Here is a 21,181-nt window from a genome sequence, read left to right as displayed (position 1 = left end):
TTAACGTCGGCAATCTCCGCTTTTTAAACCGGAAGGAAATTAGAGCTCAACATGCCTTTATCGTTTCTAAGGCATCGGGGCCAGTGCCAACGTAGCAAATAGGAACTCCTACTTCCTTCTCTATGTCACTTAACCACGCCTTTACTTCGCTTGGGAGGTCGCGCCACGATGTGATTCCCTTAGTCTTTGGGAATAAGACGTCTATTTTGGTAACGGCCAACTTAGTGGCGCCGTTCGCCCTGGCGGCCCTCTTGAGTAGGTGTAGGTTCGCCTCTAGGGGGGCGACCCTTCGAGGCCTGCCCGTAACAGTTCCGTACTCAACCAGTCCCCTCTTCTCAGCTTCTTCTAAGCTGATTTCGCCTTCTAATGGACCTGCTCCAACTCTCGTAACGTATGCCTTAGTAACTAATATCACGTCCCTTACATCGGATGGTGACAAACCAGTTTCGGACAACAACGCCGGAGCGGTTACGTCTCTCGACGTAACGTAAGGATAGGTACCGTGATACAAGCTTAGTCCGAAGCCTTGCGTTCCTTCAATATGAACGACCTTCAAACCGTCAACCGCCTCGTAAAGCAGTTGAGGGAGGTCCACGACAGTGGCAAATTTCTCTATTTCGTCCCTATAGTCCCTCGCCAGCTTGAGCTTCCTTAATACCCTATCGCTCATTGCGGCCCCTACTCCAGTTAGTGTCGACCCTATCTTCTTTGAGAGATTTGCATCGCTCCTCTCCCTTTCGATATGTTCCTCCGTAATTATTCCCGTTCTCTCATCGACCCATACAGAGCCCTTACTTAAGCCCAGCTCTTCAACTTCCCTTTTCAGGACGTCTATGCTTATGAGAGCGCCCGGGGCTACGGCTCCCACAGCGTCTCTATGAGTCACGAGTCCCGAAGGCAAAGCTCTAAGTTTGTATTCCCTTCCTCGATAGTAAACTGTGTGTCCAGCGTTGATAGCACCGGTCCTAACCATGATTGACGGCCTTTGATCGAAAGCAATAAATGACGCAATCTTACCTTTGCCCTCGTCTCCAAATAGGGCTCCTACAATTAGGTCCACTGGCATAAATTAGCCCTATTGTGCTCCTATTGTCGGATTTTAAAGGAGGATGACGAGGGAGCTCGCTTTCGGAAATGGATGAAGAATTGAATCCCCGCCGGACTCCGCCTAGATAAAAACAACCGTACGCTCAAGGGATTCGGTTGAAAGAGAGATGGATTTCAATGAGTTCATTTCGGACCTAAATAACCTAGTTATAGAATACGGACCACTAGGAGTGTTCATTATATCATTAGTAGGGAACGCGATACCTTACGCGACAGTACCTTACCTAGCGGTAATAGCAGCCATGGCTTCCCAAATGAGGTTGAGTTTGGTGGACGTGATAATTTGGAGCGTCGTTGGGGGACTTGGAGCGGCTATCGGAAAGGTAATTGTATACTTGACGGGCGTCGCCACTTCCGAAATATTGCCGGAGAAAGTTAAACGCAATATGCATATATTCGCTAGTATGGCCAAAAGGGGAATATTCATTGCCATATTCCTCTTCGCCGCCTTGCCCCTACCAGACGACGTCCTCTACATACCCTTAGGAGTGGCGAGGTACCCTCTAACTAAATTCTTCATTGCTGTATGGATGGGGAAGGTAATTATCACGTTCCTAAGTATAGTATTTGGAAACGCGTACGGTGAAATATCATCTCAATACAACCTAGGAGCGGCCGAGAGCGTTCTTATATTGATTATTGTCACACTAGTGTTATCCGCAATAATTGCTAGAATAGACTGGGTTAGAGTTGGGATAGCGCTCTCCGAGAAGGGACTCGGTGAAGCGTCAGTTGTATTGGGCGAAGAGCTCTTGAAGGCAATGGGAATAAAGAAGGTAATCGATTTACTTAAAGGTAGAAGCGATAGTAAAAAGGACTAAGGAGCAGCTTGACTCCTCTTTCTTGAAATACTTCCGGTCACTATGTACTCGCTCTCGAAGATCCTTATGGTTATTGCGAGATAAGCTGTTGACACTATTATCATCTTTATAACGCTTTCTAGTACCCCTAAGTAGTTACCTTTCAATGCCTCATCTATTCCAATTACGGCGTAAGTGTGGGGTATCAAGTATATCGCTATCTTCAAGTTCTCGGGAAGAGAGCTTAAGCTGCCATACATTGCATAGAATATAACTAGGAGCGGTATCATTTGAATGAAGCCGCCTATGGATTGAGCGCTTCTAACGCTGTCCGATAAAGCTGAGATGGGCATTAACATGGAGGCTGTAGCAGCTACAACCAGGAGCATTACTATACCGTGTACAGCTATCAGTATCGGATCTAGGGCGAGCGTGAACGCCTCGGTAGCAACGCTTCCTTGCACGTTAATTGAAGATATTTGACTGTTTAATATCTGAATATAGAGAATAAGACCTATAACGTCAGCAACGGCAGCTAAGAGCCCTAGGACTACAACTGCAGCTAGTTTACCTATTACTACGTTCCTCCTGTTAATGGGCGAAGCCAAGAGCGTCTCTAGAGTCTTCCTTTCCCTTTCACCAGCTATCGAGTCGCTTATGAAAGCCACAACTGGCATGCTTACATAGAATATTGAGAACAGGAGTAACTTCGCCGTTAGTATTTTACTTACTTCTTTGGCACTGATCTTTTCGCCAGTAACGCTAACGTACTCGCTAACTATTCGTATTGGATTCGTAACGGCTTCCGGAGGCACGTCCGTTGCGTCGCAACAGGCCAACAATACCTTGACTCTCTGAGTTCCGAAGACTTGTTGGGAAAGCGTTGAAAGGGTCCGAAGTATCGTTTGTGAAACTATACTACCAGCTATATTAACTCCTGAGGGTCCAGCTCTGAAGTAAACTCTAACTAGCGTTTGCTTGAAATTATATGGATTGATCTCGGATAACACTTCACTGAAGTTCGAAGGAATAACTATTAGTATATCGTAGTCTTTCACTTTATCGTAACTCTTGTAAACCTCTATATAAACGCTCGATGAAACGTTAAGTAGAACCTTCTTTAAGTAAGAAGCAATGAGATCACCGTAATTAATTCTCTGCTGAGACTTGTTAGTTAAGACGTTCAGTATTGTTGGTGGGGAAGTTAATGGAAGAGATGTACCGTTATCTAAATTCACTATTACAACCTTTATTGGTACCGTTTTCTGTGCGGCCGTTAGCAAGAGTCCCATCATAGGAAGCAAGAACGCTGGCAATACTATGGTGGAGATTAGTGTCTTTCTATCTCTTGATAAGTCCTTTATTTCCTTCCACAGTATAGCTTTCAAGTGATTCACTTCGCCTCAACCTCCACAGCCTTGATGAATGCTTCTTCCAAGTTCTCGGCTCCGTACATTTCCTTCAGTTGCTTCGGGGTTCCTATTTGCACTATCTTACCGTTTGCAACGAACGCCACCCTGTCGCACAAGTACTCTACTTCCAGCATGTTGTGAGAAGACAAGATTACAGTATTTCCAGTTTCTTTAACGAACTTCTTTATTGAGTTCCGAACCTTCATAGCTGAGTAAACGTCTAGACCGGAGGTAGGCTCGTCAAGAATGGCCAAACGAGGCCTCACCATTAGCGCCCTAGCTAACGCCAGCCTCCTTCTCATACCTTTACTGTACGTCCTAGTTAGTCTATTTATTGCGTTCCCTAGATCGGCTATCTCAATACCTCTTCGAATCATTTCCTCGACCTCTTCTTCGTTCTTAGCGTAAACCATGGCAAAGAACTTCAAGTTCTCTAAGCCAGTTAGCCTCAAGTAAACGTCACTCTCTTCGGGAAGGTAGGAGATAAGCTTCCTTACCTCTTCTGGCTCTTCAGCGACGTTCCTTCCGTATACTTTAACGATTCCAGCGGTCGGCTTCAATAACGTCGCTATTATTCGGAGGGTCGTCGTCTTACCCGCTCCGTTTGGACCTATGAGGCCGAATATCTCTCCTTCCTTTATCTCCAAGTTTATCCCTTTGAGGATCTCTTTACGTCCTAGAGTCTTCCTCAGGCCCTTGATTTCCACTGCATTCAAAACGCTCTCCGCGAAGAGTTTCAGATGGTTGTATTTAAGGGACTCATATTGTTCTTCGTTATTAACGTTTTTTCAATGAAGTTCGCGAGAACACTAAGAATATCGTTTAGCTTCATTGACTAACAAAGGGACTCGTATGAATTTCGTTTGTAACGCAATAGGCTACGTTAGGAGAAGAGAGGAACTAAGGGCGGTCAAAGGGAAGGAGGAGGTCTTCAGGGAAGGAGATGAGCTAAGGTCTAAAGAGGCGACCATAGAATTACTGAAGGAATACTGCGATGGATTGGATGGAATAGAGAGAGGTTCCTTAATCTGGGTAATATGGTACGCTCACTTGAGCAAGGATAAACCAATTAAAGTTCATCCATTTCACGACGAGCGATTCCCTGAGGTGGGCGTATTCGCTACAAGGAGCCCAGCCAGACCAAACCCCATTGGGTTATCTCTATGTTACGTTATAGATAAGGTTGATTGTTGCTTAAAGGTTCTGGGGCTCGATGCAGTAGACTCAACGCCGGTGCTAGACATAAAGCTTTACTCGGGCGGGCTAGACGATCCCCGAGAGCTTCTGAAGTTGGTTAGAAGGAAGTGAAAGCGGTCTTTAACTAACGTCTACTAAAGGTATGAATTAGGGTACGTGTAGCCTTGGAGGAATGGGGAAAACACTACGTTAAAGTTATGGATTACGCGACCAAGGACGTTGTTACGGTTTCACCCGAAACGGACATGGAAACTGCAGCCAACTTAATGATCGAATTCAATATACGACACTTACCGGTTAAGGACTCGAGCGGTCACTTCATAGGAATGGTGGGGTTAAGGGACGTTGCTTCAATAATAGCTAAGGAGGGCGTAAACAAACTGAAAGAGAGAAAAGTAATGGAATACATGAACGTCCAACCGATCCGGGTGTACGTGGACGATCCGTTGTTCAAGGCCGTTGAAATGATGATCGAGCACGGCGTAGGTTCAGTAATAATCTTAGACAGCATGGAGAGAATTAGGGGAATACTAACTGAGAAGGACGTAGTAAAGTTCTTAGCAGTAGTACCCTCTCTCGAGAAGGTTGAAAACGTAATGAGTCCAATAAGCACCTTCGTCCTACCGGGATCTTCGATAAGAGAAGTCTTGGAGCTGATGACGGAGCTATGGACGCGTCACTTAGCTTTAAGTAAGGACGATGAAATTATAGGTATAGTGAGCATGAGTAAATTAGTGAAGAAAGCAATGGAATTATCGCCTTCGGCACCCGTAGAGGAGGCCGCGGAAGAGACGTTCAAGATTAGCGCATCGACGCCTATATCGCAAGCGGCAGCTATAATGATCGATAAGGGCAAGGAGGCGCTCTTAGTAACCATAGGTAGGCAAGTGGTAGGCATGGTAACGGAGGGTAATTTAGTCAGAGGGGCTTTAGAGGTGCTCTCGAGAATTTGAAGGGTCTTCGGATCTCTAGGATAGGGGATCTGGGTCTCGAGCTGCTAAGCGAGGAATGCGAAGTAAAGATAAATTGCGCCCATCTAGACTGCTTAATATCGGCTCGGAAATGCGAACCCAAGTTCTCAGAGCTAAGGATACCTAGCGTTAGGGGTCTCAGGAAAGGATACGTTGTTCACGTGAACGGAGTTAAAGTACTACATGCGGGACCTATTGCTAGACCTACAGAGCTTCCCCCGGCTGACGTATTGGCAATACCCATGGGTGGTTTCTGGTACCTAAGTGCCTTCGAGGCTTGCGAGATAGCCAAGAAGGGGCCATGGAAGGTAATCGTTCCCTTAGCCTACTGGGTTCCTGGAACTAGACGTCCTTTTGACACCGAAAACATGATAAAGGACCTATGCCGCGGAATGATCCGGATAAGAGCATCGAAATTTTTTACCGTTAATTTTGACCATACGAAAAAGACTTTAGTCTTAGTTTCGGTGAGGTGAGAGGCGCTAAACCAATATCCAACGAAAGTGAAGAGTTTATTAGGGATAAGACAGAAGTAGAATACGGGAACCGCAATGCAAACCGCAGATAATAGGAAAAGGCTCGTGGAGGAGCGTAGGGCCGTTCTGGAGTACCTGGCATTAAAAGCTCTGGCTAACAGGAAGGACGTACTCCAAGCCCTTTACGATTACTTAGTAAATAACGAATCTCCTAGTGAGGCCTCCAAGAAGTACAACGTTCAAAAGGCTCAATTAAAGAGCGCCGCCTACCAATTAGTAAGCAAGGCCAGACCCCCTCTAGTAGTTAAGCTCCTAAAGCTTGCAATGCCATTCCTCTTAGAAATCGAGCCAATAGTGGAGGAGGGGTATTGTAAGATTTGTCACACCCCCATTCACACTAACCACGCCGAACCGCACATAGCGGTAAAACACCAAGACATCATTAAGAAGACCGCACTTGAATTAGAGGAGAAGATAAAGGCTTCCCTTAAAGCTAAGAAATTGGTAAGGGCAACTAACTGATTTTACTTAAAATCACCTCCTCCCATTTTTACAATTCAAATAATACCGGGGTCATGTTCTAGTCTTTACAGGAGGCCCAGTTCAGAAGGAATAGTATCCTAATTACTTTAAGGAGGTGTTCAGCGACGACTTACACGTTAGCGTCATTCAAGGACGGACTAATAGTTGCCTTAACTATATCACCGCGACCTTACATTGCCCAGAGGGCCGTAGCGTACTCAAAATATGGAATAGCTATAGTCCAAGGGCTTTCCTCTAGGGGCCTAGCTGAAAAGATCGCTTTTAAATTAGTAAACGGTCCAGAGGAAGCAATTACGGAGGTTCTCCTAAGTGATAAAAAGGCGCCGTATAGGCAAGCCTTGGCTATTTCCGTAGATGGTGATTGGTATGCCTTTACGGGATTCGGAACCGTTGAGGAAAAAGGTCATGGGAAATGCGGCAACGTCGTATACGCTGGCAACGGTTTGAAGAGCGGTAGTTTGAAGCTCGCCTGCTCTGCAGATGAAGACCCCGTTTTCTCAGTATTGCAAGCTGCGCTAAAGATCGAAAGGAGAGGTAACTTATGGCCAAGTAGAAGCGCTTCGTTGCTTATATGGAACAATGGCGAAGCGAAGTTGTTCTCAGTGAACCTCAGCGAGGACCCTCTCTTCGAATTAATAACTAAAGCCAGATCGTATTTGCTGAAAAGGAAGAGCGCGAGGTACTTATAACAGTCCTTTCGATGTAGACCCCCTTTACCCATTTATTAGGCTTCCGTGAGACTATACCCGTTAACGGGGAGTTGGAGTGAGAAGGATAAGGTTAGGTATAGCAGATATAGGTCTCTTAGCCTTGGCCGTAGCTTCCATAGCTCTAACCTTAACAATAGTATACGCAGTGTCGATCAATGGAAGGATAGATGCAATGAGTCATGACATAACTAAGCTAAGCAGCAACGTTCACGAACTAGCTTCCCAATTAGGAGAACTAAGCAAGAAGGTTTCCGATCTAATCAGATACAGCCCATATTTCACGGGGTAAAAATAGAGAAACGTTTTTGTAGTATATCAATCGAAGTTCAAACTTGGTGTGGATATGTTCTTCGACTTGTTAAGGAGAAGTTTGGAGGAAGTGGTGGAGGAATTAGTATATCCAGCGAAGACTTTGAAGGACATTTACTCTTTTAGGGAACCTTCAATAAATAGAGAAGAAGACTTATTGGAAGAAATTGCTAGATCTCTAGGTATTGAGAAATCAAGCGATTTGAGGGAGTTAGTGAAACGCGTTTTGGAGGAAGAGGAGTGAAGGTCTTAGCTTTCATAGCTAGCTCTCTTCACGAGCAATCCTATGCTCTCCTTAATCTATTTGAAGTAGAGCTCAAAGATAAGCTCGAGGAAATGGGCGTAAAGGTAGTTGACGCTTCAGCAGACGCTCCAACGGTGGTTGACCTAATAAAAGAAGCGAACCCAGAGGAAATAGTACTCGTCGGTGTTTCCCTTTCGAGAAAAGAACCCGGCGTTTACGTGTATAAACCCAAGCCTAAAGAGGTAAGGGATTACTACGAACTCGCTACTCTGGCCAGAGCTACGTTAACTGGGTACTTAGACATTTCAGCTCTAATAGATGGTATCCAAGTGTTCGCTCCAGAACTCTTGGAGAAAATGATAGTAGTTGAATGCGTACCGCCGTGTAAGGACCTCAAGGAAAAAGTGTTGGAGGTTCTCAAAGCCTCTTAGCGATCGCTTCAACCAGCCTCTTAGCGTCTTCGGGCGAGTTACACCTAGCAGTTGCTCTCGTGCCCTTTCCGCCGCCACGACAGATTCCTATTTCTCTAACGAGCTTGCCTAAGCCAACGTCCGAGTTAGACGCTAGTTCGACCGTTTCACCAATTATTACAGCTGCTATGCCGCTTTCGCTAAGCTCTTTAAGTATCTCTTGAGCGAGCTCTTTGTCGTTGACGTCTAACTCGATTACTTTAATCTTACCTAGTTCCTTCGCTTTATTTAAGTAAAGCTCCTTCAGTAGCTTCCTGTACTTAGTTAGGAGCTCCCTTTCCTTTTTCTCCTTCTCTAGGAGACTTTCGAGCCTACTAATTAAAGATGCCTTGTCGCCACCCAACTTGGCGGACAAACTTTCTATTAAGTTCTCCGCCTTTCTGGCCTCCTCGGCCACCCTGGTAGCAGCAACGTACTCAACCCTTACTACCCCATCTTGGATCTTTCTCGTACTAATTATTTTTAAGGCACCTATTTCCCCAGTATTACTTAAATGGGTTCCGAAGCAAGCTTGAATGTCCCAACCTTCTATCTCTACGAGCCTTATCTCCTTGTCTGGAGGTATTCCTCCTTGATAAATTGTGAACCAATACTTGGATTCCGCTTCGTTCCTCGGTAAAGTGAAGGCCCTTATCTTCCTCCTTTCGTCTATTACCCTATTTGCCTCTTTTTCTATTAACTCTATCTGTTCCTTAGTAAGGGGTTTGTGATGGGTGAAGTCGAGTCTGGCCTTCTCGGGAGTCTTCTCAGCGCCCGCTTGCCATACGTGATCGCCCAGGACCTTCCTTATGGCAGCTAGCATTACGTGCGTTCCAGTGTGATGACGCATTAGGGTGTATCTCCTGATCCAATCGATCTTTCCAATTACCAGATCGCCTTCGCTTCCATCATACGGTTCCTTAAGTTCGTGAACTATTACGTCACCTACCTTCTGTACGTTAACTACGTCGAACTTACTATTGCCTTTCATTATTACTCCAACGTCGTGGAGTTGTCCACCACCTTCAGGGTAGAAGGCTGTCTGATCTAAGACCAAGTACTTATCCTTAAACGCAACGACTCGAGCGTCGAATTCCCTCTTGTAAGGGTCCTCGTGGAAGAGCCTTCTGGTAGGCGGGAGGCTTCTCGCCCATTCTATTATATCTGGAGGCAGTTTCGCTTTCTCCTCTGCGCTCTTTACTCGCCTAACCTCCTTCTGATGTCTCTGTGCAACTAACGAATAGAAATTAGGTGGTACGTGAACCTCTACGCCAACTCTCTTCGCCACGTCCTCCACCACTTCCGGAGGTATTCCATGACTATCATAGAGAACTATCAAGTCCTCTAAACTGAGCGATTTCTTTTTCTTCAATAACCTCTCTACCATTCTCTCTCCCTTCTTGAGAGTGTCCTTGAACTTCTCCTCCTCGAATTCAATGACGTCTAAGATATAGTCCTTGTTCTTCCACGCCCTTGGGTATTGATTCTTCCAGTAATTGAGTTGAAGCCTAACTAACTCTACTAAACTAACGTCGCTATTTAGTTTCCAAAGAGACCTAAGTGCTCTCCTTATGACGAGCCTGGCTAAGTAACCTTCGCCAGTATTGGACGGCACTATACCGTCGCCTAACATCCAAATTAAGGTTCTTGTATGATCTAGAACTTGGTATACGAGTGACACCTTCCTATGTATTTCTTTGATCTCGTTAACGCTCATACCAATTCTCTCAGAGGCCTTCGAATACACCCTCTCCATAGTTTCCGGGACTTCAGGATCCATGAGACCAGCTGATCTGACTAACGCGTAAAGTAACTCGTTAGGAGGTTCTTCTACTCCCAAGAGCTTATGGAATTCCCTTACCATATCTCCATATATCGCGTGGAAGGCCGTTGGAGTCTTCTGGGTGAACCACGCAATTCTCTCAATTCCGTATCCCGTATCAACTACCCTTAAGTTCATTGGAACGTATTGCTTCTCTCCTTTTACTTCGTATTGCATGAATACGAGCGTTGCCAGCTCCAAACCAGCTACAGTAACCTCGAAGGAGGGCCCCGCGTTACCTCCTCCTTCCCACCAGCTTTCCTTGAAGTTTATCAGCTCGGGGGGTATTCCCAACCTTTCTGTAAAGAACTCAAAGGCTAGTCTGACCGTCTCTTCCTTCCAATATACTTCTCTATCTGGATAATTGAAGGCGTGGTGACCCCCCATTTCGAAACCGGTCATGTGCCTACCTAAGGTCAATCCAACGTTGTCTATGTCTTCGAGCCTGATGCAAGGCTGGGAAATGACTAATGGGTTCGCTGGAGGCGGAACTTTCCCACTGGTCACGTGAGGTTGGAAAACCACGATGCTGGCAATGGTAAGGAATAAGTCATCGCGCCATCTGGCAACTACTGGTCTGGGTTCAATGATAGCGTGACCATGTTCCTCAAAGAACTTAAGGAATTCCATTCTAGCTTCATATAAACTTAAAGGTCTCTTGACAGGCACATCGAAGAACTCGTATTCTTGACACGGTGCGTCTCCGCAAACCTCGTGATCGCCGAGAGTCCAGAAGTAGTTTCCACACATCTTACATTTCTTTCTCTTAAATCCATTCTCTTTAAAGAATTGTAGTTCGTACTCACTCAAATTGAGCGGCCCTCTGCTCTCCACCTATCGATGAAAATTAAATAGTTTGGAAGAGGGTTTGAGTTAGCGATTTACGAAATAACTGATTTAGAATTTCAAGCGTTAAGCGTAGTTTGCGTTCTATGAACTCCCTTTTAGTTAGAAGCAATTAACTAATTATGGAAGGTAGCGATCTTGGTTCCAAGTAAGAGAGTTCGCCTTCAAAGTTTATTCGTCGTTCTTTATTTCCGTTGCCATCAGCCTACTTTCTCTTAATATATTCCTTATTGTAATACTATTTTCGAATGAATTCTCCAATACCTGATCCGAGCACTCGGTGAGGAAGTTGGTTGAAACGATCGAGAAAGAGCTCTTCGAAAAGTACAAGCGAGTTAGAATTAAGGCATCGATCACGCCAATGGAGTTAGACGATTTCAGCGGCAAAATTGTTAAGAGCTACTTAATTTGCGTCAATGAATCCTTCGAGAAGCCGTTGAGCCAAGAGGGGGGACTCAAGGAGGTTCACGTAACGCCCCTATTCGGGCCCAACGGAACTCCCATATACCCGAAAGCTCTAGTTAAGTGTTCGTTCTGTAAGGATAGAAGACCTTCAGGGAAGAAGTTCGTGAGAGTTCCCGAGGAGACGTTCTTCGAAGTAGCTGGTCCTTCCGCTCTAATTGATAGCTTATACGAATTCTCGCATTGTAAATTCAAGTTTAAAGGCGCGCTAGTGGAGATGGAAACATATAAGGTAGAGGAAGTAAGCTTGCCTAAGGACTTCGGGGAGGCGATCCTAGTTAAAATGAGGGGCCCAGTCGTTCTAAGAGATCCTTGGCACAAGCCCGGGGAAGCCCTAAGGAGCCGCTTCCTCCCATCGCCTTCGCACCTATTCTCAGTTAACGTTTATTCGATCTTTAGGGAAAAGTATTTTGAAGCGCTAAAGGCGCTCGAGAGGGGACTAGTGGAAGATCACTCCACTCTCCATAGCATAGGCAAAGTTTGGTATCTATATGAGGGCAAGTGGCTCCCAGCCTTGTCCGGAACGGCCCTATTTTGGGTTCGAGAGCTCAACGACGTAGTTAAGACCGTCCTGAAACACGCTGCCCTCCTAGGCGTAGGTAGCGGGAGAGCTGCGGGCTTCGGCGACGTTGAAATAGCGAGCATCTGATTCAGTAATGTTTCTAGACGATCTACCCTCGTACTCCACTTTCACCTCGCTCTCAACCTTTTTACCTTCCCCTCCCAATTAACTCCCTTCGGGAACATTGATTGTCCCTCCCCGATCAACTGCTCGACCTAGCCTTCCAGTACGCTTCCCAGAAGTTCGCGGAAATACTCGATAAGCTCAGAGCTGGCAAGCCCATTACTGATTCCGAAGCGAACTTCATTTTGCTCTTCATGGTCCTTAATCAAACCAAAGTGAGTTACGATAGCTTGTACAAGCAAATGGAGCTCAACAGGATGGAGTTGAGGGAAGTCGAGAAGAGGCTGGAGAAGAGGATTGATGAGACTGATAAGAGAATAGAGGAAGTTGAAGAGAGGTTGAACAAGAGAATTGACGAGGTAGAGAAGAGACTGGACAAGAAGATTGAGGAAGTTGAAGAAAGGCTGGGCAGGAGGATAGACGAAACTAATATGAGGATTGAGGAACTGAAGGGAGACTTGAACAAGAGGATAGATGAGGTTAGAGGTGAGCTAAGCAGTAGAATAGACGAGACCAATAGGAGGTTAGATGAAACTAATAAGAGGATAGAAGAAGTTGAAGCTAGGTTAAACAAGAGGATAGATGAGGTGAAGGAAGAGCTCAATAGGAGGATAGATGACGTTAGGAGCGAACTAAACGGTAGGATAGATGAGACCAATAGGAGGATCGATCAATTACGGGAAGAGATGAAGCTCATGGAAGAGAGGTTAAACAAGAGGATGGACGACATAGAGCAATCGATCGACGAATTGAAGGCGGGAATGGCGGGATTGAACTCCCAGATGAAGTTGGTAACGGACATGCTGGGCAAAGTGGTGGAAGCGCTGGCTAGGAGGTGACCTCGAAAACGGCGAAGGTAAATCCTATAGTTTCGTGAACGTCAGGTAAGTAATGCCTCCACCCTTTTCTTCCTCTAGGAAGGGCGATATCAACATCTATTGGTTCAGCTACCTCTTCTAGAACTGGGGAATGCGCCTCGTTTTCTTCATACGTTACCGTACAAGTGGAATATACCAATCTAGTTCCCTTTCTTACTAATTTAAGCATTCCTTTTATCAATTCTCTTTGATAAGCACTGAGCTTTCTTTTGTTGACTACGGGAAGGAGTATTCGAGTTTCGGGGGAATTCAGCCTCCCTATGCTACTGCAGTCCGGGTCCAATATTATCGTATCGAATGCCTTAATGAACGGAGGAAACCTCGCATCGCTAACAACTCTCTCTACAGGAAAGTAGAAGCGGGTTGGATCTATATCATTGGCGATAACGAGAAAGCCTTTATCTTTTAAGTGAAAGGCCTTTCCGCCGGGTGCAGAGGTTAAGTCGAGTACCCTCTTACCCTTAGCTAGGTAGGCAATACTCATTGATGCGAGCTCCATTATTACAACCTTATTCGGGTGAAGTTTTTCTCTTATTAGATCTCTCTTTGGACCAACTAGGTACAGTGAGTCTTCAAAAGGTCCTTCCCTTATTAGGAATTTCCTTCTAAGGTAAGGGATTATCGAAGGGTCCCTCACTCTAACCCAAAAGCCCTTCCTCTTATCAAGTGCTTCAACGAACCTCTTGGGATCGCTAACCCTCTTTACTTCCTCCCAGACCCACTTGGGAACGCTAAGGTGTACCCTTTCCCTTTCCTCGCCAGTTAGGTCTCGAAGGAAGTCCTCCGGTTCGCTTTTCAAGAGTTCGAGATAGGTCCCTCTAGGGAACTTCTTGAAAGCCCACTCAAGCCTATCTGCCGGAACTCTCCGGAAGAGCGCTTGGTAAGCTAGTACTAAGTTGAGCCAGTAACTAGTTGAGGGTCTAGGCTTGTCGTAAGGCATACCCAATGCCTTAGATAAAACCATCCAATTCCTCGCCGTTCCCCCGATGAGCCCTACAATTACTGGCCTCGCCTTATCCGGTATTCCCAGTTTAGCGTAAGTTCTCTCTAAGTATCCCTTCATGTTCCAGCCTTTGAAAGCTCTAGAGAGAGCTCGGGCAGCTACTAGCTCGAGCGGGACTATCTCTGAACTTCCCCTAGAGTTCTTCCTATCCATTCGCTCAACCTCTTTAAGGCAGCCTTCTTTAACTTAACTTCTATGGACGATTCCTCCAAAGCCTCCCTCAGTAACCCTATTGCCTCGTCTGCTACATTTAAGTCGTATGGGTAAGGTATTCCGTCTTTACCGCCTACAGCGTAAGCGTAAGCGAAGGGATCGAAGGTTACGGGGTCGTCAAACGAAGGCTCGTATCCATAAATGACGTGGGCTATTAGCGCCAAGGCCCTAACTACTCTGGGCCCGAGACCGGGGCTTAAGAGTAGTTCCTCAGCAGACGAAGGAGAGGCTTGAGCTATCTTCTCTAGTGCTAATTCCAATTGCTTAGTGGGTCTGACGGGATAGTAGTACTTCAGCTTGGAGGGATCTATAACGAAGCTACCATCGAGACGCCTCTGTCCCTTTAACGAGGCTCTGGCGACCTTTAGTAAGGAAAACGCCTTCCCCTCATTTATTACCTCTACGCCTACTTCCATAACTTTCTTCCCAGTAGGCGCTGAAACATCTAAGGCCTCTCCCCTGAGCCCACTAATCCCCGAGTGAGGATTCTTCCATGGAAAATTCCTATTAGTTACGTGATACCTCCTCGCCAGTTTCCTTTCAAGGTCCATTCCTTGTTGTACCGTCAGCCACGCGTCCTCTGAGAGAGCTACGTAATGAACGTATAGGTCGTACCCATCTTGAAGCAATGCAGAGTCTATTCTAGCCGTTACCTTCGAGAACAGCGAAACCTCCATTGGATCTATGTCAAACTTCCTTGCGGCCTCCTCTGCTTCCTCTCTTACTTTTAGCATGTTCTTACCTTTACCACCGAGCACTACGAAACCGAGGTCCTCCCTCCACGTGAGTTCCTTAAGTATACCCATCACTACGGAAGTACTTCCTGAGGAATCCCAGTCCATTCCTATAACGTTGTTGAACGCTTGGAACCAGAAAGGGTCGGAGAGCCTCTGAATTAACTCCGTTGGACCGTATTCATCTACTATGAACTTAACTATGGCCTCGGAGAGACCTTTCATTCTCTTCATTAAATGAGGTGGGACCTTGCCTCCGTGGAGTATTAGGTCCGAGATTCCGAGAAAACCTCTCTCCACGCTTCGTAACTTTCCTCTCCCAGCCTCAATGCTTCTCTTGGGTCCGCTACCTCGAAATTCATCCAAGGAGGTTCCCAACCCGTTCTCCATTTATGAAGCTCACTTAAATCAATAACCTTCGCGAGCTCAGCTATCTGTTTGCTTGGCGGCAGTTTCGGATCTAAGTACTTCAACACGGGCTTCGTGGCGAGCGATAAGATTGCTTGCAATTTAGCCCAGCGTATGGGATACAAATCGGCGTTAGGTAGGTTCTTCTTATAGTATATTAAGACCCTTTCCTCCCTATCGCTTGGGATTGGGGCTATCTGAAGAGGCGTCCAAGGCTTCGGTATTAAGGGATTTACTGTAAAGTGAGTTTCCTTTCCGAAAATCTCCTTCAAGTTCTCTATTTCTTTTTTGGCCGTTTCCAAGTGTTCGCCGGGAACTATCATTACGTACGCTTTGGGCTTCAGTTGAACTTTCTTGACTAAGTTAATTTTCTCCTTTAAGAAACTAGGATTAAATCCCTTTCCTAGAACCTTTGATTTCTCCGGAAGGGTCGTTTCTGGAGCAACTGTAACGGTTCTTTGACCTATTGCCCTTATCAATTCGACCGCTTCCTCATCTATTCCATCTACTCTAAGGCTCGGAACGGATCCGGTTACTTCGAGCGAAGCTAGTTCCCGGAGGTACGCTTTGTAATCGTTGTAATCCGTTAGGCTCAGCGATAAAGTAATTACCTTCTCATAAGGTTCGCCGACTTCCCTCAAAACTTTAATAACGCTTTTCAAGTCCCTCTCTCTAAACGGTTTATTGATCCAACCTTCCATGCAAAACCTACACTTGTGCGGACAACCTCGGGTTACTTCAATTAAGAAGCCCTTTCCCCAAGGGGGATCTATATCTAAGGGGAGAAACTGACTAGCTAGCAAGGGAGCATCCTTCAAATCGATCCATGCCTTCTTACCACCTTCCGATGTGGAACTTACTAGCCACTCCCTTGGCTCTATATCACCTGAATGGAAATCTGATGCCAACTGCGGTATAGTTGCCTCCGCTTCGCCCAGCACCACGTAATCTACTAGGTCGAATAAAGGTATGGGATTAGCCATAGGAGAGAGACCACCTACTAATACCTTTTGGTTAGTCTTGTACCTCTTCAAGAAGTCCGCTAGGTACAAGTAATCTATTTCGAAAGAGGAAGACGCTAGAATAAAGTCGAACTTCTTTATGGGGGTTTTCGTCTCCAGACTGAAGCCACAAGAGTCAGTAGTAAACCTCTCAGCCCTAATACCATGGGCTATTAGGAGCGCGTAAACTAATTGGAACCCTAAGCTCTGAGATGCGACCTCGTAAGGAGCAGGATAGAAGAGAGCTACTTTGGGCCCCCTTCTAGGGGCGAACGCCCATATCGGATTAAACTCCCTTATCTTCCGCCTACATAAATTTATTTTAATTACGTTCTTCAATCTACTCCCTTCCCGAGAGGATCCTCTCTATGTGCGCCATTTCTATTGGAGTCGTTTGTTCTCCTACCAATGCCCCCTTATCGTTAGCAACCAATCCGGTCTTTACGTAGGGAATACCCTCGTTTACCGTGGCAGTACCTACGACTGATAACTTGAACTTCTCCTTTAGCTCCATCGCCTCTTGCTCGCTAGCTTCCGGATGTATTACGCCGCCTTTGTTATTTACCACGGCGGCGCTTCCTACGGTTGGGATCATTGCTATTTCCTTTTCCTCTACTTCGACCCCAAGCATTTCCTTTATTCTATCTTTAACGTCCCTTAATTCAGGATGTACGTAAGCGTAACTATTATTAGCAAGTATTACGTTTCCGAGCGCAGTGAGCTTCGTTTGGAGTACGTGTACTTTCATGTCCACTTGGGATCTGAGATCGTTTAGCTCGTAATCTTTTATAATATATGGAACTAAAATTGCGTGATCGTTGCCGGCTAGGAACAGTCCTATTAATGGGCTACTAACGACGCTGATCTTCACTACTTGCACTTTCAGGGTTCTTTCAATAATCTTTACCGAGTCCTCGTCTAGGTTACTAGGTACTATTGCGTAATGGTTGTTGGCAAACAAGTAGACACCTATGTTCGGGTTACCAAAAACGCTCAACTTCTCAATTTCGAAATCTACCATAAGCGTTAGGCCTCCACGTTCTTAACGTTGGCTAAGGTTACATAAGCTACCTTTACTTTACCCCCTTCTTCGTTCTCTTCCTCATATGTCTCTACGTATACTGGTACTCTCCTAGGAGGTTTCTCTATACTCCTGCTCCATACGTAGTTGTTTACTGTGTTGTCTATCTTCACTACGTCCGCCCCAGTGTGTCTCATTACGAACTCGCGGATGAACCTTATAGCCCTCTTGGCCCTGTTTACCCTCTTTCCCCAGTAGATCCTGTTCAAGTTGATCACATATATTACTTCGGACTTATCCTTTGGCATTACCATTCACCTCACACGTTCTTTATCTTTTGCCTCCTCCAGTATCTCCTCACGGGGTTAACAATAACCCTTCTCCTCGTCTTTAAAGTAACCCATGCGGGAAGGGCTCTATTCTGTTTAGTCTTCTTAGCTAATCTTAATTTCTTCGCGACGTGCTTGTAATGGGCCATCTCACTTCCACCCCCTTTCCTTGATGTTTATTCTCCCGCCAGTGCTCCTCTCATGGGCAGTTAATTTAGCTAGTATTTCCTTTAGTTCTTCATCTGTTATTGGTCTGGGAATTCTGCCGGCTTGTGCAAGTGCAATAATGTAATTCTCAACTTGGATGGCTAGTTCCGGTCTGACCAGCTTAACGTTAGCGAGCCTCTGTCTCGCCTCGGAGGTTAGCGCCCTCCTCAATATTTCTTCTCTTATTAGCTCTTCCTTCGCTCTCCTCTGCTCTTCCGCCTTCTTGCTCTCCAGCTCCCTTTGAAGTTCCATTAACTTTCGCCGCTTGAGTTCCTCTAACTCCCTTTCGTCAATACTCAAAACGGCGTTCACCTCCCGAGGTACTTCTCCAGCTCCTTCATCTCTTGGGCGACTTCCAAGAAGGTGTAGTAGGCAACGTGATCTAGAACGCTCCTTCCAGCAGGAGTTAGGACTCTTCCGTTCTTCGTCTTCCTTACTAAACCAACTTTCTCGAGTTGTTGGAGTATTTTCCTTATATGAGATCCTCCGGCTTTCTTGAAGTGCGCAGGAGCCACGCCTCTCCTTTGCCTGCCTCCGTAAATGGTCCTGAACGTTTCTATTCCTATTGGCTCTCCACTGATATACAATTTCCTTAATATGCTTGCTGCCCTATAGTACCACCAGTCTACGTCCATAGGAGGCCTATCCTTATGAGGGCCGGTCTTAGCGTACATAGCCCACTCAGGAGGCCTTATTTCCGGGAACTTCTCCTTAAGGTACATAGCTAGCTTTTGGTTGAATCTATCCGGTGGAACTTCCTTTGGAGTTATCATTGCTCAACCCCCATGTGCAATTCGGAGAGGAGATTTAAATTGCTTGGAATTGCCATTGTAATATTTACGCGTTCTCGAAACCATAATAGTTTCCAAACCTTATAGAAACAGAGGGCTTATGAGGAAGAAGGTTCCAGAGAGCTAATTAGCAGAACGCTTTGATAATAAATGGTAAGAGACAGTTCCTAATGATAGGTTATCTAGCGTAATAAGTCAGAGCCTTCTAGAGACACCTTAGGCAATTTAATACGAACGTATACTAAGCGATGCGTTTCCTAGTTTCTCGAAAAAGTGTGTGGTAAAATAAATTGAACATAAATTGAACAAGGTGTGATGTTATTACAGCAATTTGAGTTTTCTCCCGAGTGTAATAATCACGGGAACTGCCAGAGCTACAAGGGGTATTTGAGTTCCCGTTTCATCAACGCTTTCAGAAGCTTGGGTACTCTCACTCTCAGTAGACGTGCTAATAGTTGTAGCTGTATTCTGGATTTGATCAAAGACAATCTTGTAAACGCGGAATTCGTTACTGTTTAATCCGACCGCAATTCTATCGTTCCACCAAGCGACGCTATAGACTTCGTTAGGGTATCCCTTCTCTAATACTAGCTCACCTCGTATATCGAATATCTTGAGCTTCTTGTTGTTGTAATCAGCAACAGCTATGTACCTACAATCCGGCGAGAAGGTGATATGAATAGCATAGTTAAGTCCCTCACTACTCCAGAGCTCAATAGGGTTAACGGGGTCAGATAGGTCATAGAGGTAAAGGTGATGTAAAGTTGAAACTGCCAAGTAATTACTGCAGGTAGCAGTGTCGTAAACGAATTCATTGTAACTTATTTCCTTTACTTTAGCGCCGTTGGAGAGCCTGAGGACGCAGAGACTTTTCCCATTAATATCAGCTGCGTAAACGTAGTTAGCGTGAATACTAGGACCGTTCTCAACGTATCCAACATATACGTTCCATTTCCTTGTTCCATTAAAGTAAAGGTAAGCGCAGTAGCTCCTACAAGCAATGAAGCCGTTAGAGTGTATTGTGATTGCACTGTGATAGTAATGTGAACCTACATCTACCTTCTTCCACAGCGTCCCGTTTTCGTAGAAAATGTAGGCTTTGTTATCTTCGTTAATGAAACCGAATTTCCCGCAGCAGTAGGAGACGTCTCCCATATAGCAATTCCAACATCCACACGTCTTGTTCAACAAGTTGCCATTTTGATCGAACACGTAAGCGCAACTGTCCAAAGAGGAAACTCCCAAGTTTCCGTTTTCCGAAAAAGTTAGGCTTGTGGCGGTACCTGCACTGTTGTAACTCCACAATTCGGATAGGCTCATCGCTCTAGAAACTAGTAGTAGAGCCAAAGTTAGCGTAAACGCTTTGAAAGACATCTCTAACCAGCAGTTACTATATTTCGAATTCATAGTATATATATCTATACTACAGTGCGATAGGGGTAATGGTGTTTCGAGGTATGGAATTTAAACTAGTAGTCGGAGAGGAGATTTAAATTGCTTGGACGAGATCAAAGGACTATTCGCAGTAGTAGAGCGAAACCCACTAAGAAGGAAATCCACGCTAAATCTTTCGCGAAAGGCCAAACGAACGCCGATATGATCGCAAAGGGATAAGGCAACTGGTTGTACCTCTTAGCGTTCCTTATTCTGAGTATAATTGGAACCATTAACGGGAAGTGTATGAATATATGGAGCGAAATGAAACCTAGGACTAGCGAGTGGAGGAACGCTAGGGGCGAATTGAAGTAAAGCAAAGGAGCTAAGGTAGATACGATTACCCATAAATGACCGTAAAGGAAGTACCTGTTCGCTCTGTACGGAATCGGCTTGTCCTTCATGCTTTCCACTTTCGCTAGATATTCTCTAAATTTGTAAAGTTTGATTGATACGAGATATAGGAACAAGGAAGCGACGGTCAATACGGAGGCAGGATTTGGGTAAAGCAGAATTGAGAACGCTAATACAGAAGACGTAAAGACCAAGCCCCAATGGGCTTGGTCTCCAAACGTTTTCGGGAAGGACTGGCTAGACACTGCGTAAATTAAAGTTATTGGGTAAACCAAGAGCCTAACGCCATCTATGAAGGGATCGTTAGCGCGAATCGCTGAATATAACGCTAAAGCTAAGTACGAAACGGCAACTAACTCCAGCGACCGCTTGAAGGGCCCTTTCCAATCCTTAGACGAGAGTAAGGTAAAGGGAACGAAGTAGCTTGATACTATTATAAGGTAGTATCTAACTATGTCATATGAGAACGGGAGAGCTATCAACGGTAAGCTAAGTAAGTGTAGCTTATACAATTCCTTTCTCTTACTCAAACTGCTAGCGTATGCTATTGCTACGCCATGAGGGAAGAGCACCAAAGCGCTCTTCATCAAGTCTATATGGAGCCAATTGAGTTTCGCCACGCTCACTACGTAACCGATTGCGAAAACTATTAGCGAGAAAGCTACTAGGACCTTCGATACTACGGCTTCGTAGGAGCCCCTCAACGTAATTCTCCAGGACTGGAATCAGTAGAGAGGATTAAGTGTAAGGAGCCCATCCCTTCAAGAGCCCTTGG

General features: G+C 45.5%; 25 protein-coding genes. 11 read left to right on the top strand and 14 right to left on the bottom strand.

Annotation, left to right across the window (positions count from 1 at the left end):
- Positions 1-46: 46 nt before the first annotated feature.
- Positions 47-1,066 (bottom strand): adenylosuccinate synthetase, encoded by a 1,020-nt coding sequence (locus tag EYM_RS06470; RefSeq protein ID WP_075050260.1) that lies wholly within the window; start codon positions 1,064-1,066, stop codon positions 47-49.
- Positions 1,067-1,214: 148 nt separating this feature from the next.
- Between EYM_RS06470 and EYM_RS06465 the strand changes: the two genes are divergently transcribed.
- Positions 1,215-1,928: a DedA family protein gene (locus tag EYM_RS06465; RefSeq protein ID WP_075050259.1), complete on the top strand. Its 714-nt coding sequence runs from the start codon at positions 1,215-1,217 to the stop codon at positions 1,926-1,928.
- On the opposite strand, the gene EYM_RS06460 is transcribed toward EYM_RS06465, so the two are convergent.
- Together EYM_RS06460 and EYM_RS06455 are read right to left on the bottom strand one after the other, a co-directional pair.
- A complete protein-coding gene (locus tag EYM_RS06460; protein WP_075050257.1) occupies positions 1,925-3,304 on the bottom strand; it encodes an ABC transporter permease in 1,380 nt (459 codons plus the stop codon). The genes EYM_RS06465 and EYM_RS06460 overlap by 4 nt on opposite strands.
- Complete coding sequence (locus tag EYM_RS06455) at positions 3,301-4,035, bottom strand: ABC transporter ATP-binding protein (protein ID WP_075050255.1); 735 nt, start codon at positions 4,033-4,035, stop codon at positions 3,301-3,303. The genes EYM_RS06460 and EYM_RS06455 overlap by 4 nt, the downstream gene beginning before the upstream one ends.
- Before the next feature lie 136 nt (positions 4,036-4,171).
- Between EYM_RS06455 and tsaA the strand changes: the two genes are divergently transcribed.
- The 8 genes from tsaA (at position 4,172) to EYM_RS06415 (ending at position 8,200) form a co-directional block, all read left to right on the top strand.
- A complete protein-coding gene (tsaA, locus tag EYM_RS06450) occupies positions 4,172-4,627 on the top strand; it encodes a tRNA (N6-threonylcarbamoyladenosine(37)-N6)-methyltransferase TrmO (RefSeq protein WP_083495103.1) in 456 nt (151 codons plus the stop codon).
- Positions 4,628-4,680: 53 nt separating this feature from the next.
- Positions 4,681-5,469 carry a CBS domain-containing protein gene (locus EYM_RS06445; RefSeq protein ID WP_075050254.1) on the top strand — a complete coding sequence of 263 codons (789 nt, stop codon included), beginning with the start codon at positions 4,681-4,683 and terminating at the stop codon, positions 5,467-5,469.
- Positions 5,466-5,963, top strand: coding sequence for an MBL fold metallo-hydrolase (locus EYM_RS06440; protein ID WP_075050252.1), 498 nt, complete (start codon positions 5,466-5,468; stop codon positions 5,961-5,963). Before EYM_RS06445 ends, EYM_RS06440 begins: the two co-directional genes overlap by 4 nt.
- Positions 5,964-6,038: 75 nt before the next feature.
- Positions 6,039-6,485 (top strand): hypothetical protein, encoded by a 447-nt coding sequence (locus tag EYM_RS06435; RefSeq protein WP_075050251.1) that lies wholly within the window; start codon positions 6,039-6,041, stop codon positions 6,483-6,485.
- Positions 6,486-6,580: 95 nt separating this feature from the next.
- Positions 6,581-7,195 (top strand): DUF1028 domain-containing protein, encoded by a 615-nt coding sequence (locus EYM_RS07725; protein ID WP_083495102.1) that lies wholly within the window; start codon positions 6,581-6,583, stop codon positions 7,193-7,195.
- A 76-nt stretch (positions 7,196-7,271) separates the two neighbouring features.
- The gene (locus tag EYM_RS06425) at positions 7,272-7,505 is read left to right on the top strand and encodes a hypothetical protein (RefSeq protein WP_075050248.1); all 234 of its coding nucleotides are present in this window, start codon (positions 7,272-7,274) and stop codon (positions 7,503-7,505) included.
- 54 nt (positions 7,506-7,559) lie between these two features.
- A complete protein-coding gene (locus EYM_RS06420; RefSeq protein WP_075050247.1) occupies positions 7,560-7,769 on the top strand; it encodes a hypothetical protein in 210 nt (69 codons plus the stop codon).
- Positions 7,766-8,200, top strand: a complete 435-nt coding sequence (locus tag EYM_RS06415) for a hypothetical protein (RefSeq protein ID WP_075050246.1) — start codon at positions 7,766-7,768, stop codon at positions 8,198-8,200. The genes EYM_RS06420 and EYM_RS06415 overlap by 4 nt, the downstream gene beginning before the upstream one ends.
- Here the strand turns inward: EYM_RS06415 and alaS are convergent.
- Positions 8,187-10,850: an alanine--tRNA ligase gene (gene alaS / locus EYM_RS06410; RefSeq protein WP_075050244.1), complete on the bottom strand. Its 2,664-nt coding sequence runs from the start codon at positions 10,848-10,850 to the stop codon at positions 8,187-8,189. The genes EYM_RS06415 and alaS overlap by 14 nt on opposite strands.
- 325 nt (positions 10,851-11,175) lie before the next feature.
- On the opposite strand from alaS, the gene EYM_RS06405 reads away from it, so the two are divergent.
- Positions 11,176-11,997 carry a CRISPR system precrRNA processing endoribonuclease RAMP protein Cas6 gene (locus EYM_RS06405; RefSeq protein WP_075050242.1) on the top strand — a complete coding sequence of 274 codons (822 nt, stop codon included), beginning with the start codon at positions 11,176-11,178 and terminating at the stop codon, positions 11,995-11,997.
- Between the two features lie 101 nt (positions 11,998-12,098).
- Positions 12,099-12,872: an ATP-binding protein gene (locus tag EYM_RS06400; RefSeq protein ID WP_075050241.1), complete on the top strand. Its 774-nt coding sequence runs from the start codon at positions 12,099-12,101 to the stop codon at positions 12,870-12,872.
- On the opposite strand, the gene EYM_RS06395 is transcribed toward EYM_RS06400, so the two are convergent.
- The 10 genes from EYM_RS06395 to EYM_RS06350 form a co-directional block, all read right to left on the bottom strand.
- Complete coding sequence (locus EYM_RS06395; RefSeq protein WP_075050240.1) at positions 12,862-14,067, bottom strand: RsmB/NOP family class I SAM-dependent RNA methyltransferase; 1,206 nt, start codon at positions 14,065-14,067, stop codon at positions 12,862-12,864. The two genes, EYM_RS06400 and EYM_RS06395, sit on opposite strands and share 11 nt — an antisense overlap.
- On the bottom strand, positions 14,031-15,161 hold the full coding sequence (locus tag EYM_RS06390) for a DUF763 domain-containing protein (RefSeq protein ID WP_075050238.1): 1,131 nt from the start codon (positions 15,159-15,161) through the stop codon (positions 14,031-14,033). The genes EYM_RS06395 and EYM_RS06390 overlap by 37 nt, the downstream gene beginning before the upstream one ends.
- Positions 15,128-16,609: a B12-binding domain-containing radical SAM protein gene (locus EYM_RS06385; RefSeq protein WP_075050237.1), complete on the bottom strand. Its 1,482-nt coding sequence runs from the start codon at positions 16,607-16,609 to the stop codon at positions 15,128-15,130. Before EYM_RS06385 ends, EYM_RS06390 begins: the two co-directional genes overlap by 34 nt.
- Before the next feature lies 1 nt (position 16,610).
- Complete coding sequence (locus EYM_RS06380; RefSeq protein ID WP_075050235.1) at positions 16,611-17,291, bottom strand: translation initiation factor IF-6; 681 nt, start codon at positions 17,289-17,291, stop codon at positions 16,611-16,613.
- 5 nt (positions 17,292-17,296) lie between these two features.
- Positions 17,297-17,599, bottom strand: coding sequence for a 50S ribosomal protein L31e (locus tag EYM_RS06375; protein ID WP_075050234.1), 303 nt, complete (start codon positions 17,597-17,599; stop codon positions 17,297-17,299).
- Positions 17,600-17,610: 11 nt separating this feature from the next.
- Positions 17,611-17,769, bottom strand: a complete 159-nt coding sequence (locus EYM_RS06370) for a 50S ribosomal protein L39e (RefSeq protein WP_075050232.1) — start codon at positions 17,767-17,769, stop codon at positions 17,611-17,613.
- 1 nt (position 17,770) lies between these two features.
- Complete coding sequence (locus EYM_RS06365; RefSeq protein WP_075050231.1) at positions 17,771-18,139, bottom strand: DNA-binding protein; 369 nt, start codon at positions 18,137-18,139, stop codon at positions 17,771-17,773.
- Positions 18,136-18,600, bottom strand: coding sequence for a 30S ribosomal protein S19e (locus tag EYM_RS06360; RefSeq protein ID WP_075050229.1), 465 nt, complete (start codon positions 18,598-18,600; stop codon positions 18,136-18,138). Before EYM_RS06360 ends, EYM_RS06365 begins: the two co-directional genes overlap by 4 nt.
- A 339-nt stretch (positions 18,601-18,939) precedes the next feature.
- Entirely contained in the window at positions 18,940-20,025 is a 1,086-nt protein-coding gene (locus EYM_RS06355; protein ID WP_157058792.1) for an LVIVD repeat-containing protein, read from the bottom strand.
- Positions 20,026-20,126: 101 nt separating this feature from the next.
- A complete protein-coding gene (locus EYM_RS06350; protein ID WP_075050226.1) occupies positions 20,127-21,110 on the bottom strand; it encodes a hypothetical protein in 984 nt (327 codons plus the stop codon).
- Positions 21,111-21,181: the final 71 nt, after the last annotated feature.

This window comes from Ignicoccus islandicus DSM 13165 (genome assembly GCF_001481685.1).
In the GTDB taxonomy this organism is placed as follows: domain Archaea; phylum Thermoproteota; class Thermoprotei_A; order Sulfolobales; family Ignicoccaceae; genus Ignicoccus; species Ignicoccus islandicus.
The sequence above is the reverse complement of the archived record's forward strand: the minus strand, read 5'-3'. Positions and strand labels throughout refer to the sequence as shown.

Coding starts and splice junctions, on each gene's coding strand:
- EYM_RS06395 (WP_075050240.1), bottom strand. CDS start 14,067: ATGGATAGGAAGAACTCTAGGGGAAGTTCAGAGATAGTCCCGCTCGAG.
- EYM_RS06355 (WP_157058792.1), bottom strand. CDS start 20,025: ATGAATTCGAAATATAGTAACTGCTGGTTAGAGATGTCTTTCAAAGCG.
- tsaA (WP_083495103.1), top strand. CDS start 4,172: ATGAATTTCGTTTGTAACGCAATAGGCTACGTTAGGAGAAGAGAGGAA.
- EYM_RS06470 (WP_075050260.1), bottom strand. CDS start 1,066: ATGCCAGTGGACCTAATTGTAGGAGCCCTATTTGGAGACGAGGGCAAA.
- EYM_RS06435 (WP_075050251.1), top strand. CDS start 6,039: ATGCAAACCGCAGATAATAGGAAAAGGCTCGTGGAGGAGCGTAGGGCC.
- EYM_RS06370 (WP_075050232.1), bottom strand. CDS start 17,769: ATGGCCCATTACAAGCACGTCGCGAAGAAATTAAGATTAGCTAAGAAG.
- EYM_RS06360 (WP_075050229.1), bottom strand. CDS start 18,600: ATGATAACTCCAAAGGAAGTTCCACCGGATAGATTCAACCAAAAGCTA.
- EYM_RS06420 (WP_075050247.1), top strand. CDS start 7,560: ATGTTCTTCGACTTGTTAAGGAGAAGTTTGGAGGAAGTGGTGGAGGAA.
- EYM_RS06465 (WP_075050259.1), top strand. CDS start 1,215: ATGGATTTCAATGAGTTCATTTCGGACCTAAATAACCTAGTTATAGAA.
- EYM_RS06375 (WP_075050234.1), bottom strand. CDS start 17,599: ATGCCAAAGGATAAGTCCGAAGTAATATATGTGATCAACTTGAACAGG.
- EYM_RS06380 (WP_075050235.1), bottom strand. CDS start 17,291: ATGGTAGATTTCGAAATTGAGAAGTTGAGCGTTTTTGGTAACCCGAAC.